The sequence below is a fragment of the Mycolicibacterium aromaticivorans JS19b1 = JCM 16368 genome (assembly GCF_000559085.1).
Lineage (GTDB): Bacteria > Actinomycetota > Actinomycetes > Mycobacteriales > Mycobacteriaceae > Mycobacterium > Mycobacterium aromaticivorans.
Window position 1 is genome coordinate 228,307 of the sequence record NZ_JALN02000001.1, and the last position, 15,674, is coordinate 243,980.

General features: G+C 69.1%; 15 protein-coding genes. 6 read left to right on the forward strand and 9 right to left on the reverse strand.

Going from position 1 to position 15,674, the window contains the following annotated elements; genetic code table 11:
* Positions 1-3: 3 nt before the first annotated feature.
* Complete coding sequence (locus tag Y900_RS01050) at positions 4-1,647, reverse strand: ABC transporter substrate-binding protein (RefSeq protein WP_081844947.1); 1,644 nt, start codon at positions 1,645-1,647, stop codon at positions 4-6.
* Between the two features lie 196 nt (positions 1,648-1,843).
* On the opposite strand from Y900_RS01050, the gene Y900_RS01055 reads away from it, so the two are divergent.
* Positions 1,844-2,677 (forward strand): GntR family transcriptional regulator, encoded by an 834-nt coding sequence (locus Y900_RS01055; protein ID WP_036337971.1) that lies wholly within the window; start codon positions 1,844-1,846, stop codon positions 2,675-2,677.
* A 29-nt stretch (positions 2,678-2,706) separates the two neighbouring features.
* The gene (locus Y900_RS01060; protein ID WP_036337974.1) at positions 2,707-3,261 is read left to right on the forward strand and encodes a type 1 glutamine amidotransferase domain-containing protein; all 555 of its coding nucleotides are present in this window, start codon (positions 2,707-2,709) and stop codon (positions 3,259-3,261) included.
* Here the strand turns inward: Y900_RS01060 and ribD are convergent.
* Genes ribD through Y900_RS01095 form a run of 7 tightly spaced genes read right to left on the reverse strand, consistent with a single transcriptional unit; the run spans position 3,258 to position 10,494 of the window.
* Positions 3,258-4,277, reverse strand: coding sequence for a bifunctional diaminohydroxyphosphoribosylaminopyrimidine deaminase/5-amino-6-(5-phosphoribosylamino)uracil reductase RibD (gene ribD / locus Y900_RS01065; protein WP_036337977.1), 1,020 nt, complete (start codon positions 4,275-4,277; stop codon positions 3,258-3,260). The genes Y900_RS01060 and ribD overlap by 4 nt on opposite strands.
* A complete protein-coding gene (gene rpe / locus Y900_RS01070) occupies positions 4,274-4,939 on the reverse strand; it encodes a ribulose-phosphate 3-epimerase (protein WP_036337980.1) in 666 nt (221 codons plus the stop codon). The genes ribD and rpe overlap by 4 nt, the downstream gene beginning before the upstream one ends.
* Before the next feature lie 29 nt (positions 4,940-4,968).
* Positions 4,969-6,447: an RsmB/NOP family class I SAM-dependent RNA methyltransferase gene (locus Y900_RS01075; RefSeq protein ID WP_036337983.1), complete on the reverse strand. Its 1,479-nt coding sequence runs from the start codon at positions 6,445-6,447 to the stop codon at positions 4,969-4,971.
* A complete protein-coding gene (fmt, locus tag Y900_RS01080) occupies positions 6,444-7,373 on the reverse strand; it encodes a methionyl-tRNA formyltransferase (protein ID WP_036337986.1) in 930 nt (309 codons plus the stop codon). The genes Y900_RS01075 and fmt overlap by 4 nt, the downstream gene beginning before the upstream one ends.
* Before the next feature lie 4 nt (positions 7,374-7,377).
* A complete protein-coding gene (locus Y900_RS01085) occupies positions 7,378-7,719 on the reverse strand; it encodes a LemA family protein (RefSeq protein WP_051659814.1) in 342 nt (113 codons plus the stop codon).
* A gap of 25 nt (positions 7,720-7,744) precedes the next feature.
* Positions 7,745-9,742 (reverse strand): primosomal protein N', encoded by a 1,998-nt coding sequence (locus Y900_RS01090; RefSeq protein ID WP_109750996.1) that lies wholly within the window; start codon positions 9,740-9,742, stop codon positions 7,745-7,747.
* Between the two features lie 32 nt (positions 9,743-9,774).
* Positions 9,775-10,494, reverse strand: coding sequence for a lysoplasmalogenase (locus tag Y900_RS01095; RefSeq protein ID WP_192827548.1), 720 nt, complete (start codon positions 10,492-10,494; stop codon positions 9,775-9,777).
* On the opposite strand from Y900_RS01095, the gene Y900_RS01100 reads away from it, so the two are divergent.
* The 4 genes from Y900_RS01100 (at position 10,493) to Y900_RS01115 (ending at position 14,385) form a co-directional block, all read left to right on the forward strand.
* Complete coding sequence (locus Y900_RS01100; RefSeq protein ID WP_036337991.1) at positions 10,493-11,431, forward strand: alpha/beta hydrolase; 939 nt, start codon at positions 10,493-10,495, stop codon at positions 11,429-11,431. The two genes, Y900_RS01095 and Y900_RS01100, sit on opposite strands and share 2 nt — an antisense overlap.
* Before the next feature lie 93 nt (positions 11,432-11,524).
* Entirely contained in the window at positions 11,525-11,920 is a 396-nt protein-coding gene (locus Y900_RS01105; RefSeq protein WP_036337995.1) for a hemophore-related protein, read from the forward strand.
* Between the two features lie 61 nt (positions 11,921-11,981).
* Positions 11,982-13,574, forward strand: a complete 1,593-nt coding sequence (locus Y900_RS01110) for an adenylate/guanylate cyclase domain-containing protein (protein ID WP_036337998.1) — start codon at positions 11,982-11,984, stop codon at positions 13,572-13,574.
* Between the two features lie 67 nt (positions 13,575-13,641).
* Positions 13,642-14,385: a 3-oxoacyl-ACP reductase family protein gene (locus Y900_RS01115; RefSeq protein ID WP_036338001.1), complete on the forward strand. Its 744-nt coding sequence runs from the start codon at positions 13,642-13,644 to the stop codon at positions 14,383-14,385.
* Positions 14,386-14,402: 17 nt separating this feature from the next.
* Here the strand turns inward: Y900_RS01115 and metK are convergent, their stop codons facing one another.
* Positions 14,403-15,611, reverse strand: a complete 1,209-nt coding sequence (gene metK / locus Y900_RS01120) for a methionine adenosyltransferase (RefSeq protein WP_036338004.1) — start codon at positions 15,609-15,611, stop codon at positions 14,403-14,405.
* Positions 15,612-15,674: the final 63 nt, after the last annotated feature.

A 15,674-nucleotide genomic window follows, 5' to 3' on the forward strand; every position in this document is an offset into this window, starting at 1 on the left:
TGCTCAGGCCGGCTTCACGTCGAGGTAGTTCACCCGCGGGAAGTTGAGGATCATGCCGCCGTTCATCGGCTGCCAACCGGTCCAGGTGTTGGTCCGGGTCCCGGTCAACTTCTTCTGGTACCACATGACGATGTACGGGCAGGCGGCGTAGTGAATCGCCTGCATCTCCTGCACAAGTGCGACCCGTGCGCCGCGGTCGATGGTCGTCGACTGCTGGTGGTAGAGGTCGTCGTAGCGCGGGTCGGTCCAGAACGTGTCGTTGTTGCCACCGATCTGGTCGGTGGTGGGAATGCCCAAAAGGTAGGACGGGTCGTAGAACGAAGAATCCCAGCCCCAGATCATGACATCCCAGTCCGGCGTTTCGGCGTTGTAGACCGTCGCGCTCATGCTGTCGGCATCGGTACTGGACAGCTTGAGGTTCACACCGATGGCCTTGGCGGCCGTGATGAACAGATCGGCGGCCTTCATGTCGACAGTGGTATCGGCGATCACCAACAGCCGAAAGTCAAGCGGTGCACCATCTTTGGACTCTCGGATACCGTCGCCGTTGCGATCGGTGTAGCCGGCCTTGTCGAGCAGTTCTTTGGCCTTGGCCGGGTTGTTGTCCAGGACCGCGTCCGGTGCGGGGACGAAGTGAAAATCGCCGAAAGCGGGCGGCAGCAGATCGGTGCCGGGCTCTCCGTAACCGGCCAGCGCGAGTTCCACGAGCTGTTGCCGGTTGACGGCACAGGCCAGCGCCTGACGGACGACCTGATCCTTCAGGATGGGGTTACCCTTCGATCCCGGTGCGGTCGAACAGTTGAAGCCGATCATGTGGAACGAGAACGATTCCATCGCAGTGGTTTTGACGTCCGCGGCATTCTGCAGTCCGGTGTAGATCGTCGGCGGGACCTCCGGGACGATGTCGATGTCTCCGGTACGCAGCGCCTGCGTGACCACGTCGTCGGATCCGAACTTGGTCCAGGTGACTTTCTGCGCCGCCGGTTTCGTACCCCACCACGAGTCGTTTCGGATAACGGTGGCAACGCTGCCCTTGTCCCACGACACGAAGCTGAACGGTCCGGTTCCGACCGGTTTGTCGTTGGCGTACTTGGGCAGATCGTTCTTGGCCACGCTCTCCCACAGGTGCTTGGGGGCGATCGGCATGATGACGCCGGGTTGCAGCGTCTGTGGCTGCGAATACGTCAGCCGGACCTGGTTGTCGCCGACCTTGACCACGTCGGTGAGGTCCTTGAGGTAGGCCCCGTACGTGCCATAGTCGTTGTCGCGCACCATCAGGAAGGTGAACACGACGTCGTCGGCACTGAAATCCTTGCCGTCGTGCCACTTCACCCCGGACCGCAGCGTGTAGGTGAAGGTCTTACCGCCGTCGGCCGTCTGCATGTCGGTGGCCAGCGAGGGTTGGATGTTGAGCTGTGCGTCGTAGCCCATCAGCCGGTCGTAGACCAGCTGCAGGACGTCATCGGACTGAGTGGAGTCGGCGGTGAACGGGTTCAGCGAGTCGATGTCGGTGGTGGACCCGACCCGCAGCACGGTGCTGCTTGCGGTCTGCGGAGCACACGACGCCAGCGCAGCCGCGCCGCTGAGTGCGGCCGCAACCACCGCCGACGTCCGGAGAAACTTCCGACGATCCATCGCTGAGGCCATGACAATCCCTTCGAGTCTCACTCTGTATACAGAGTAGTATGAGTGATGTTGATTGCCGGATAATTGCGCAAATGTTTCGGAAACTTTTCCAATGAGCCGTAAGAAATCCCAGCTCTTACCGCATGATTATGGACATACCTGGGTAACTGCATACTGAGTGCATGAAGCTGATGGCTTCAGGACGGAGGACGTGAGGATGCCGACGACGAAGCGCGCCGACAGCGCGGGGGCGTCCACCGAGCGCAAGCTGCGCTACCAGCACGTCTATGACCTGGTGCTCGGGATCATGGCCGAGCGTGGGTTACAACCCGGTGATCGACTGCCGTCGACCACCGAACTGGCCGAGATCGCCGGCGTCAGTGGCATCAGCGTCCGGCGCGCTCTCGACGAGCTCGAGCGAGCCGGCAAGATCACCCGGCGACAAGGCCTGGGAACCTTCGTCGCCGAGCCGCGCATCGCCAGCGACCCGACCCGGCCGGGCGAGCTGCTGCACACCCTGCTGGACAACGAACTCGGGTTGCCTACTGTCAGAACGGCTCTGATCTCGATCAGTGTCGGACTGCCCAGCATGACGATCGCGACCGCACTCGGCGTCGACCCCGGCCAACCGGTGTGGGAGATCTGGCGCAAGCGCGTCATCGGCGGCACCGACAAGATCCTCGAACGCGCGGTCCTGCCGCTGGACCGGGTACCGGCGATCGACCACGATCTGCTGGCCGAAGGAGGATCGCTGTACCGCTTCATCGAGGAGCGCTACCAACTCACCGACGAATACACCGAGCAGGCCTTCGAAGTCGACACCCCCAGCAGCTGGGAGGCCGAACATCTCGAGATGCCGGAGGGTGACCCGATAGTGCGGGTGCGCGGGGTCAGCTTTGACGCCGACGGGCGGGCCTTCGACTGCTTCGAACAGTGCTACCGCGCCACGAAATTCACGTTCTACACCGCGGGCCAGACCCGTCACCGCATTCTGGGTCCGACGGAGCTGTCGAACTGGTCGGTGGCACCGCTGACCAACCCGGGGTATTGACCGCGCGGTCGGCGGGTACCCGACTGGTCATGAGCAACGAACTCTCTGGCAAGAAGATCGCATTCCTGGTCGCCCCCGAGGGCATCGAGCAGGTCGAGTTGACCAAGCCGTGGGAAGCCGTCGAGAAAGCCGGCGGCACCCCGGAGCTGGTATCGACCGAGGTCGGCAAGGTCCAGGCGTTCAATCACCTGACCCCGGCCGACACCTTCGAGGCGGACAAGGCGGCCGACACCGTCTCGGCGGCCGACTACGACGGTCTGGTGCTGCCCGGCGGGGTGGCCAACCCCGATCTGCTGCGCACCAACTCCTCGGCGGTCGACTTCGTCAAGGGCTTCTTCGATGCGGGCAAGCCAGTCGGCGTGATCTGCCACGGGCCGTGGACCCTGATCGAGGCCGACGTGGTCGAGGGCCGTCAGATCACCTCGTGGCCCAGCGTGCAGACCGACCTGCGCAACGCCGGCGCCGAGTGGGTGGACCAGGAGGTCGTGGTGTGCACCGGCGGCCCAAATACGCTGGTCTCCAGCCGCAAGCCCGATGATCTGCCGGCGTTCTGCGGGCAACTGGTCGAGACGTTCGCCGGCTAGCCTGGCACCAGACTCAGCAGCAAGTCCGGCCCGATCCGGTCGACGCCGTCGTAGCGCCAGCGCAGCGCCCGCGCGATGCTGGGCACGCCGACGTCGTCGACGGCGGTGACCGGACCGCCGAGCAGGATCGGCCCGACGTAGGCCAGAATCCGGTCGATGACACCGGCCCGCAGGAACGCGCCGGCCAGCGTCGGCCCGCCCTCAAGTAGCACATCGGTGCGATCGGACAGCGCCTGGATCACTTCGTGCGGATCATGGGTGCGGATCACCATCGTGTGCGAATCCTCGTTGAGCACATTGGCTTCCGGCGAGATCTCCCGCATGCCCACCACCACACGCAGCGGCTGTCGCTCGGCGAGCCCGCCACCCGGCAGCCGGGCGGTCAGCGTCGGATCGTCGATGTCCACCGTGCCGGTGCCGACGACGATCGCGTCGCACGCGGCGCGGCGCAGGTGCAGGTCGGCGCGGGCGGCCGCACTGGTGATCCACTGCGAGGACCCGTCCGCCGCCGCGCTGCGCCCGTCCACACTGGTGGCGAATTTCCAGGTGACGTGCGGACGTCCGGCCCGCTGCTTGTGCAGCCACTCCCGCAGCGGACCAGCGGCCGCCTCCTCGGCGCACGCTCCGGCGACAACGTCGATTCCGGCACCGCGCAGGCGGTCAGCACCACCGGCGGCCACCGGGTTGGGATCGGCGACGGCGTATACCACCGTGGCCACCCGGGCCTGGATCAGGGCATCGACGCACGGCGGGGTGCGCCCGTGATGGTTGCACGGTTCCAGCGTGATGACGGCGGTGCCGCCGACCGCACGCTCCCCCGCCTCCCGCAGCGCGACCACCTCGGCGTGCGGGCCGCCGGTCGGCTCAGTGCCTCCGACTCCGACGACCTCGCCCTTCGCACTCAGAATGACCGCTCCCACAGGCGGATTCGGATACGTCGAGCCTTTGACCCGCTGCGCCTGGTCGATCGCCAGCCGCATCGCGGCGTCGAATTCCGCCGGAGTGGGTGCGGTCATATGCGCAGATGCTGCGATGCGGTGGCGGCCTGCCTGCGCAGCGCCTCGACCGCCGCGGCCGGGTCACCGGCGCCGTACACCGCCGAGCCGGCGACGAAGCAGTCGACGCCGGCCTCGGCGGCCTGCTCGATTGTGTCCGCGTTGATGCCGCCGTCGATCTCGACGAGGATCGTCAGCTCACCCGAGTCGACCAGCCGGCGGGCGGTCGCAACCTTGGACAGCACCTCGGCGATGAAGCTCTGGCCGCCGAAACCCGGCTCCACCGACATCACCAGCAGCGTGTCGAAGTCCCGCAGGACCTCCAGGTACGGCTCCAGCGGGGTGCCCGGCTTGACCGACAGGCCGGCCTTGGCGCCCGCGGCGCGGATATCACGTGCCACCGCGACCGGGTTGTCACACGCCTCGGCGTGAAACGTCACGTTGTACGCGCCGGCCTCGGCGTAGCCGGGCGCCCAGCGGTCCGGGTCGTCGATCATCAGATGGCAGTCCATCGGGATGTCGGTCGCTTTGAGCAAGCTCTCCACCACCGGCAGACCCAATGTGAGGTTGGGAACGAAGTGGCCGTCCATCACGTCGACGTGCAGCCAGTCGGCGCCCTCGACCGCGGCGGCCTCCTCAGCCAAGCGGGCGAAGTCGGCGGACAGGATCGACGGGGCGATCATCGGACGAGAGGGTGTCGCCATGGCAGCCATTAAACAGTCTTCTGCAGAGCGGCCGCGAACATGGCGTCGGTGCCGTGCCGGTGCGGCCACAGCTGCACGTGCGGGCCGTCACCGAGTTGGTCGGCCGGGGCGAACAGCGGCCGGGTGTCCAGTGCGGTGACGGGATGGCGGCGCAGCGCATCGGAAACCACCCCGACGGTCTCGACCAGATGCGGTGAACAGGTCGCGTAGAGCACTACCCCGCCGGGGCGGACCAGGGTGATCGCGGCGCCCAACAGTTCGCGCTGCAGCTTGGCCAGCACCGGGACGTCGGCCGGGGTGCGGCGCCAGCGGGCCTCCGGGCGGCGCCGCAACGCCCCCAGTCCGGTGCAGGGCGCGTCGACGAGTACCCGGTCGAAACTGCCGGGCTGCAGCGCCGACTCGCGGCCGTCGACGCGCAGCACCTCGACCGGCAGGCCGCGGGTGTTCTGCTCGACCAGCTCGGCCCGGCGCGAGGCAGGCTCGATCGCGGTGACGGTGCCGCCCTGCTGCACGGCGATCGCGGCGATCAGCGCGGTCTTGCCGCCTGGGCCCGAGCACAGGTCCAGCCAGTGGCCGCCGTCGTCGCCGACCAGCGGGGCCAGCGTCAGTGCCCGGGCCACCAGCTGGCTGCCCTCGTCCTGCACCAGCGCCTTGTCCTCGCGCACCGCGGCCAGCCGGCCCGGGTCACCGCCGCCGAGGTAGACCGCGTACGGCGAGTACCGGCCGACGGTCCCGTCGACCGCGCTGGCCAGCTCGTCGGCGGTGAGCACACCGGGGCGGGCTGCCAGGTGCACACCGGGGCGGGCGTTGTCGGCGGCCAGGGCGGCGGCCAGCTCCCCGGCGTGGGCGCCGAGCGCATCGGCGAACGACTGGGCGATCCAGCGTGGATGTGCGTTGACGAACGCCAGGTGACCGACCGGATCGGTGTCCTTGGGTGGGGCCAGTTCGGCCACCCAGCCGGCCTCGTCGCGGCCGGAGATCGTGCGCAATACGCCGTTGACGAAACCCGCTCGGACACTGTCGAATTCGATGCCGGCCTGCTCGACGGTGGTGGACACCGCGGCATGCTCGGCGACGTTGGTGCGCAGCAGCTGATAGCTGCCGAGGCGCAGCAGGTCCAGAAGCACCGGGTCGATCTGCTCGATCGGGCGTCCCGCGGCGGCCGCGATCACGGCGTCCAGCAGACCCATGGTGCGGCAGCTGCCGTAGGCGAGTTCGGTGGCGAATGCCGCGTCGCGGCCGTGGATGCCGCGCTCGGCCAGCATCGACGGCAGCACCAGATTCGCGTAGGCGTCCCGCTCCGATACCGCGCGCAACACGTCGAACGCCGCTTGACGGGCCGGATCGAGCGGCGTGCGCCGCGGCCTGCGCGGCGGGCGCTGTTGGGCACGATCCCGCCCGGGGGGCGCCCCGGTTCGGTCACGCTTCTGAAAGCCCTTGCTGCCCTGCGGTTTACCGCGTCCTGCCCGCTCCGGTCGCTCAGTCATGATGCCCGCACCGTCTGGTCGAGCCGGGCACCGCGGGCCCAGTCCGCCGCCTTCATGAGCTTCTTGCCGGGCGGCTGCACCTGGCCGAGCAGTACCGGCTGCGACCCGGTGCCCACCCGAACCCCGGACCGGTCCACGGTCATCTCCCCCGGCGCCAACGCCGGGGCCGCCTCGTCGACGCTGACCGGGCCGACCTTGACTCGTAGATCACCGATCATCGTCCACGCGCCGGGATTGGGGGTGACGGCGCGGATCCGGCGGTCGACGACGTGAGCAGGCAGGTCCCAGGAGATCCGCGCCTGCTCGACGGTGATCTTCGGCGCGACACTGATTCCCTCGGCGGGCTGCGGCACCGGTGTGAGGTTTCCGTCGCCGATGCCGTCCAGCGTCGCTTCCAGCAGGCCGGCTCCCGAGACGGCCAGCCGGTCGAGCAGGTCACCGGAGGTGTCGGTGGGTCGCACCGTCTCGGTGACCACGCCGTAGACCGGACCGGAGTCCAGGCTCGGTTCGATCAGGAAAGTCGTTGCGCCGGTGACGGAGTCGCCGGCCGCAATAGCGGCTTGCACGGGCGCCGCGCCGCGCCAGGCGGGCAGCAGCGAGAAGTGCAGGTTGATCCAGCCGTGCGGGGGAACCGCGAGCAACGCCTCCGACAGCAGTGCGCCGTAGGCCACCACCGCGCAGCATTCCGGCGCCAGCTCCGTCAGTTCGGCGATGAACGAGGGCGAGTTGGGCCGCGCCGGGCGCAGCACCGGGATCCCTGCCTCGTCGGCCAGTCGCGCAACCGGTGACGGCGCGGGTTTGCCGCGGCGTCCGGCGGCCGCGTCCGGACGGGTGAGCACCGCGATCACGTCGTGGCGCGGTGAGTCGATCAGCCGCTGCAGCGACGGCAGGGCCGGTTCTGGTGTGCCGGCGAAAACGATTCGCATGCCTCTACTTTGGCACCTGGTAGAACTCGCGCTGCGACACCCCGGCCATCGGCGCCACGAACATCGTCGGAATCGTGGTGATCAGCCGGTTCACCGCCAGCACCTGACCGACCGCGCTGCCGAACTCTTTTTCAGCCGAATTCCGTTGCACCACAGATTTTCCCGTGGTCGCCGAGGCCAACGCGGTCCGCCCGTCGGCGACATGGTCCAGGATGGCCTTCTCGTGCGCCGCGAAGCTCTGGACGGTCTGCACCAGGCTGCCGGTGAACGCGAGCGGCCACGGCAGGCCGATAACGATGAGCAAGGCGGCGATCGAGAGCCAGATGACCCGACCGGCCCACTTCATCGCACCTCCCCCGTTTCGACGGGTTTCACCCTATGTGCAACGGATCGATCTGTACCCGGACTGCTTCATGGTCGTGCCGGGCGCTGGCGATCGCGATGGCGGTGCGCAGCGAGGCGGCCAACGCCAGACCCTCGTCCCGGCCGACCCGTACCAGCATTCGGATGACGGGTTCACCGGGTGCGGTGGCGGGTGGGCGGCGGACACCCGGCGGCAGGTCGACGGGTCCGAGCTGGTCGGCGTCCTCGGGCAGTTCGGCGTGGTCGAGCAGGGCACCGACCGCGGCCGCGCCGCCGTCGACGGCGGCCATGTGCACGCTCGGCGGCAGCCCGACCTCGGCGCGGGCCTCCAGCTCGGCTTCGGCATGGCCGACCGGATCCCACTTGATCAGCGCCTGCACGGTCGGGATGGCCGATTCGGCGACCACCGCCACCACCCCGCCGTCGCCGCGGGGCCGTACCTGCGCGGCGGCGGCCATCCAGCGTCGCAGGGTGTCCTCGGCCGCGCGCAGGTCTTGCCTGCCCAGCAACGCCCAACTGTCCAGCAGCAGCGCGGCGCCGTAACCGCCCTTCACCCGGGGTTCGGCGCCGGGGGTTGCCACGACGAGCGCCGGTCCCGGCTCGATCTCGGTGTGCACGGCGTCGCCCGCCGAGGTGATCACCGCGGTGCCCGGGAAGGCCCGGCCCATCTCCTCGGCGGTCCGCCGCGCGCCGACGACGACCGCGCGGATCGCGTCCGAGCCGCAGCGCCGGCAGCGCAGCGCGGTGTCCATCCGGCCACACCAGCGGCACACCGCTCCGGCGGCGTCCCGTTCGGACAGTGACAGTGGTCCCATGCAGTGCCGGCATCGCGCGATCGTGCGGCAGCGCGCGCACGCCACCGACGGCACGTAGCCCCGGCGCGGGACCTGTATCAATACCGGTGCCTCGTGCTCGAGCGCAGCGCGGGCCGCGCGCAGGGCGAGCGAGGGCAACCGCGCCGAGCGGGCAGCCGGGTCGCGTTCCTCGGCGTACCCCTCGTCGTCGAGGGCGACCACCCGGGGGGCCTCCGCCCGCACCAGCGGCCGCGCCGCCACCAGGTCATGCGCCCAGCCACTGCGTACCAATGCGTGCGCCTCGGCGGTGCGGGCGAAGCCGCCGATCACCGCCGCGCAGCGCAGCTGATGCGCGCGCAGCATCGCCACCTCGCGGGCGTGCGGATACGGGGCGCGTGGTTCGGCAAGGGTGTCGTCGCCGTCGTCCCAGACGATCACCAGACCGAGGCGCTCGACGGGCGCGAACACCGCGCTGCGAGTGCCGATGACCAGGCGGGCATGGCCCCGCAGCGCCGACAGCCAACGCCGGTAGCGCGCGGAGGGCCCGAGTCCCGCCGACAGCGCGACGACGGCGGCCGGGTCGATCCGGGCGGTCGCGGCCTGCCACAGTGCGTCGATGTCGCGTTGATCGGGAACCACGGCCAGCACTCCGTAGCCGCCGCCGACCGCGGCCGCGGCGGCTTCGGCGATCCGGTCGCACCACTGCTCGCCGGGCAGCGCCTGCCACACCGCACGGGCGGCCCGGCCTTCACTCAGGGCGGTCAGGAACTGGTCGCCGCGGCCGTAACGAGCCCAGCCTGCCGGGTCGACCGGCTCGACGACGGGTAGCAGCGACGCCTCGGCCTGCATCTTCTCGGCGCGGGCGTGCCGCGGCGGAATGGCCAGCCGCAGCACGTCCGGGCGGGTGCCCGCGTAGCGGGCGGCGACGGCGTCGACCAGCCTGCGCACCTCCGGGGTGAGCACCGGCTCGGCCGAGATGACCCGGTCCAGCCAGCCCAACTGGCCGACGTGGTCGGTGTCGGACCGTCGCTCGAGCACGAACGCGTCGACCAGCCTGCCGTGGAAGCGGACCCGCACCCGCACCCCTGGCTGGGCGTCGTCGGACTGTTCGGCCGACACCAGGTAGTCGAACTCGCGGTCCAGGTGCGGCACCGACAGCATCGGCAGCACCCGGGCGATGGGTTCGTGCTCGGCGGCGCGCCGGATCGGCATCGTCGAAGACTAACGACGACGCCGACAAACGTTTAGTCAGCCGCCGTCTTGTCGTCAGACCCGGCGCGGCCGAAGAAGAAGCCAGCCGTGATCAGCACCTGTGAGGTGGCGTACGCCCACCAGATCGGGACCTCCAGCGCGTTGGAGTCCAGCACGAAGCGGCCGATGCCGATCATCCCGTCCGACACCGCGAAACACACCGCCCCCAGCGCCGTCCACACCGTGGGGAGCCGGGCCAACAACGCCGAACACACCATGGCGGCCAGCACGGCCATATAGACCAGGACAGGGATGGTCAGCCCATCGGCCACCAGGCTCGGCCAGAACCAGATCAGCAAACTCACGCAGGCGATGAACACGACGGCGCAGACGACCAGGCGCGGCCGGCTGGTACCCCGCAGCGGCAGCAGCGCGCCCAGGAAGCAGAGGTGGGCCACCAGGAACGAGCCGAGGCCCAGCACGAACGACGGCTGCCACCAGGGCATCGCCAGGAAGAAGTCACCGCCCGCCGAGAACAGCAGGGCCGCCAGCAGCCAGCGTCGCTCGCGGACGATCGGGTGCCAGAGCGCAGCCACCGCCAGCAGCACGGCCATCAGCGCCTTGACGGCGGGCTGGCCGGGGAACCGGCCGGTGAGCTGTGCGTTGTCAGGCAGTCGCAGCGCCTCGACGGCCAGGAAGACGCCATAGCCGATCGCGACCGCGGCACCGACCGCCCACCAGGTTGTCAGGGTGCGTAAGTACGGTGATTTCATGCCCAGCTCGGACAAACCGCCGGTCGATGCCATCTTGCAGAAGGTACTGGACGCGGTGCCGTTCCAGTTGACCGTCGACGGCGGCATCGATGAGGCGCGCCGCCGGCTGCGCGATCTGCCGCGCCGCCCAGTACACCCGGACCTTCGGGTGGAGAATCACCAGATCGACGGGCCCGCAGGCCCGATTCCGGTCCGGGTCTACTGGCCGGACGGCATCGCGAACCCGCCGGTGACCATGTACTTCCACGGCGGCGGTTTCGCCGTCGGTGACCTGGACACCCACGACGGCACGGCCCGCGAACACGCCGGCGCCGCGGGCACTCTGGTGGTGTCGGTCGACTATCGATTGGCCCCCGAGTATCCCTACCCGGCCGCGGTCGACGACGTCTGGGCAGCCACCCGGTGGGTGGCCGACAACGCCGACGGTTTCGGGGCGGACGGTTCGCGACTGGCAGTAGCCGGCGACTCGGCGGGCGGCACGCTGTCGGCGGTCGTGGCGCAATTGGCCCGGGACAACGGCGGGCCGCCGATCGCGTTCCAGCTCCTCTGGTACCCGTCGACGATGTGGGACAACTCGCTGCCGTCGTTCGCCGAGAACGCCGATGCACCGGTGCTCGACAATGCCGCCATCGAGGCGTTCACCAGGTGGTATGCCGGCCACGTCGACCTGACCGATCCGCCCGCCGCCCTTGCGCCGGGCCGCGCTGCCGACCTCTCCGGTCTGCCCCCGGCCTACGTCGCCGTCGCCGGCCACGACCCGCTGCGCGATGACGGTGCCCGCTACGCCGAGCTGCTGGCGGCCGCGGGTGTAACAGTCGAACTGCATTTGGCCGACACATTGGTGCACGGCTACCTCGGTTACGCCGGGGTGGTGCCGGCCGCCACCGAGGCGACCGACCGTGGATTAGCCGCTCTACGCGCAGCGTTGCACGCTTGAGCGGACGAAAACGCACGGCTAGCAGCAACCTTGTCGGGACCGTCCGGACAGGCCACAATGGCACCAATCGCCACTATCGGGAGGATCTACCCCATGAACATTGCTGAAGCCGCCGGCACCCGGCGCACGCTCGGCATCTGTCTCGGCGCAGTCGCGGTCGGTCTGGCATCGGCCGTCATCGCCGCTCCTGCCGCCGTCGCGGCGCCGGACTGCAGCAAGCCCGCCGTCGATGCCCAGGTCGCCCAGTCTCAGGGCGCAATCCAGGGCTACCTCAACACGCACCCGGACGGGCAGCGGATGCTGATGACCGCGGCGCTGCAGCCGCGCGCTCAGGCCTCCGCCACCCTGCAGGCCTATGCCCAGTCGAACCCGCAGGAATACCAGGAGTTCACCGCACTCCTGGCTCCGCTGGGCACGTTGCAGAAGCAGTGCGGCGTGCAGGTCATCCCGCCTCAGTATCAGTGGGCGTTCGACCAGTTCGTCGGCTGATCAACTCCGCCTCACCAGTACAGCCCGGCCGTTATGACTCGACGGCCGGGCTGACTGTTTGATGCCCGCACCACGAACTCACCGAGTCCTGGAGTGGCTCACCCAGCAGAGCACCCAGGCGCAGGCCACCCCGGAGTACGGCTCCTGGCTGCTGGGGCGGGTCTCGGAAAGCCAGCGCCGCCGGCGCATTCGGATCCAGCTCATCCTCACCGTCTTCGTGGTGGTTGCCAACCTCATCGGTGTCGCCGTCGCGATGTCGGTGATCACGGTCGCCATCCCGGTGCCCAACATTTTCGCCGGCCGCGCCCACCTGATCACGACCGTGGTGGCCCCGGCCTACGTGGTCGTGGCGGTGATCGTCGGCTGGGTGTGGGCCACCCGGCGCATCCTCGACGCATTGCGGTGGTCCATCGAGGACCGCCCGCCGACCGCGCGCGATCAGCGCAACACGTTCCGCGCCCCGTGGCAGTTGACCGTTATCCCGTTGGTGCTCTGGGGCGTTGGTGCGGCGTTGCTGACGACGTTGTACGGCATGGTCGACACGGGATACATCCCCAAGATGCTGTTCGGGATCACGTTCAGCGGGATCGTGGTGTCGGCGAGCTGTTACTTCTTCACCGAGTTCGCGTTGCGTCCGGTCGCGGCTCAAGCGCTCGAGACCGGCACACCCGAGCACCGCGGCGGCCCGGGAGTGCTGGGCCGCACGATCATGGCGTGGGTGCTGGGGTCCTGCGTGCCCGTCATCGGGATCGCTCTGGCGGCGGGTTTCACCCTGACACTGCGCAACATGACGGTGACCCAGCTGTCGGTGGCGGTTTTGCTGTTGGCCGGTGCCGCAGCGATTTTCGGCTTCATCCTGATTCTGATCGCGTCCTGGTTGATCGCGACGCCGGTTCAGGTCGTGCGCGCCGCGATGCAGCGGGTCGAGGACGGTGATCTCGACGCCCATGTGGTGGTGTTCGACGGCACCGAGCTCGGCGAACTGCAGCGGGGGTTCAACCGGATGGTCGAGGGGCTGCGCGAGCGTGACCGGGTCCGGGATCTGTTCGGACGCCACGTGGGGCGCGACGTCGCGCTGGCGGCCGAGAAGCGCAACATCAACCTCGGCGGCGAAGAGTGTTCGGCCGCTGTGTTATTCGTCGATATCGTCGGATCGACTCAGGTGGTGGGCAGCCGGCCGCCGGTCGAGGTCGTCGACTTGCTCAACGAATTCTTCGGCGTGGTGGTCGACGAGGTCGAGCGCTGCGGCGGGCTGATCAACAAGTTCGAAGGCGACGGCGCACTGGCGGTGTTCGGTGCACCGGTGGCGCAGGAACACCCCGAGACCAACGCGCTGGCCGCCGCCCGGGCGATCGCCGATCGCCTCCGCCGCGACGTTCCCGACATCTCGGTGGGCATCGGGGTGGCGGCAGGCATCGTGGTGGCCGGCAACATCGGGTCCCACCACCGTTTCGAGTACACCGTCATCGGCGACCCCGTGCACGAAGCGTCCCGACTGTGCGAGATGGCCAAGAAGACCGGCGCCGGGGTGCTCGCGTCCGCGCCCGCCCTGGAAGCCGCCGACGCCGACGAGCAACGCTTCTGGACACTGGGCGACGAGGTCGTGCTGCGCGGCCGCTCGTCGCCGACCAGGCTGGCCGTACCCGCGGAATGATCTCGGCCCTCCGCTACTTGTTCTGGTTTGGCATTCCAACAGCCGAACAACGTGACGGAGGAACCCCATGACCACACCCCTGGCCGGCCGGCGCGCACTGGTCACCGGCGGCTCGCGCGGCATCGGCGCCGAGATCGTGCGGCGCCTGGTCGCCGACGGCGCCGCGGTGGCGTTCACCTACCAATCGTCGGCGCAGACAGCTCGGGCCCTGGCCGACGAGCTGGTCGCCGCGGGGGGCAAGGTCGTCGCGATCCAGGCTGACAGCGCAGACGCCGACGCCGTCGCCGCGGCGATCGACGAGACCGTCGCCGCCCTTGGCGGGCTGGACATCCTGGTCAACAACGCCGGCATCGCGCTGGCCGGGACGATCGACGAGTTCTCTCTCGAGGATTTCGACCGCCTTCTCGCTGTCAACGTGCGCGGCGTGTATGCGGCCATCCAGCGCGCGGTCCCGCATCTGGGCGAAGGCGGGCGGATCATCACCATCGGCAGCGTCAACGCCGACCGGGTGCCGATGAACGGGCTGGCGGTGTACGCGCTGACGAAGGCGGCCGTCGCGGGCCTCAGCCGCGGCCTGGTACGCGAGCTCGGGCCGCGCGGTATCACGATCAACACCATCCAGCCCGGACCGGTGGCCACCGACATGAATCCCGAGGTGGGTGGATTCTCCGACCAGGTGCGCCCGTTCATCGCGGTCGGCCGCTACGGGCAGCCGCGCGATATCGCCAGTGCGGTGGCCTATCTGGCGTCACCGGAGGCCAGTTACGTCACCGGTGTGACCTGGAACGTCGACGGCGGCTTCGTCATCTGACGCCGAATCGACGAGAGTTAGACCGAGTTCTTCAGGTCGTCGACCTTGTCGAGGCGCTCCCACGGCAGGTCGATGTCGGTGCGGCCGAAGTGGCCGTAGGCCGCGGTCGGCGCGTAGATCGGGCGCAGCAGGTCAAGGTCGCGCACGATGGCGCCCGGGCGAAGGTCGAACACCGCCGTGATCGCCTTCTCGATCCGCGCCGGGTCGACGGTCTCGGAGCCGAAGGTCTCGACGAACAGGCCCACCGGGGCGGCCTTGCCGATGGCGTAGGCGACCTGCACCTCGACCCGCTCGGCCAGGCCGGCGGCGACGACGTTCTTGGCGACCCAGCGCATCGCGTATGCGGCGGAGCGGTCCACCTTTGACGGGTCCTTGCCGGAGAACGCACCGCCGCCGTGGCGGGCCCAGCCGCCGTAGGTGTCGACGATGATCTTGCGGCCGGTCAGGCCGGCGTCACCCATCGGGCCGCCGAGCACGAACTTGCCGGTCGGGTTGACCAGCAGCCGGAAGTCCGAGGTGTCCATCGTGTCGTGGCCGAGATCGGCCAGCACCGTGTTGACCACCTTTTCCCGGGTGTCCGGGGCCAGGGTGTTCTCCAGGTCGATGCCTGCGGCGTGCTGCGTGGAGAGCACGACCGTGTCCAGTCGCACCGGGGTGGTGCCGTCGTACTGCACGGTGACCTGGGTCTTGCCGTCGGGGCGCAGGTAGTCCAGCACGCCGCTCTTACGTACCTCGGTCAGCCGGCGGGCCAGCCGGTGCGCCAGCGCGATCGGCAGCGGCATGAGCTCTGGGGTGTCCTTGATGGCGTAGCCGAACATCAGCCCCTGGTCGCCCGCGCCCTGCAGGTCCAGCGGGTCGCCGGCGCCCTCGACGCGGGTCTCGTGAGCCGTGTCCACGCCCTGGGCGATGTCGGGCGACTGCCGGCCGATGCCGATGTTGACGCCGGCGGTCTCGCCATCGAAGCCCTTCTCCGAGGAGTCGTAGCCGATGTCCAGAATGCGCTTGCGCACGGTGTCGTTGATGTCGGCGAACGCTTCCTTGGCCGACGTGGTCACCTCGCCGATGACGTGCACCTGGCCGGTGGTGACAGCGGTCTCCACCGCGACGCGGGACTTCGGGTCCGCGGCAAGCAGCGAGTCGAGAATCGAGTCGCTGATGGCGTCACAGATCTTGTCGGGGTGTCCTTCGGTGACCGACTCGCTGGTAAACAGCCGACCTGTGCTCACAGTGTTTTCCTTTCAAGAACTTAGTTCGGCGAATCATATATTCGCCCCTGACAGACCAAACCG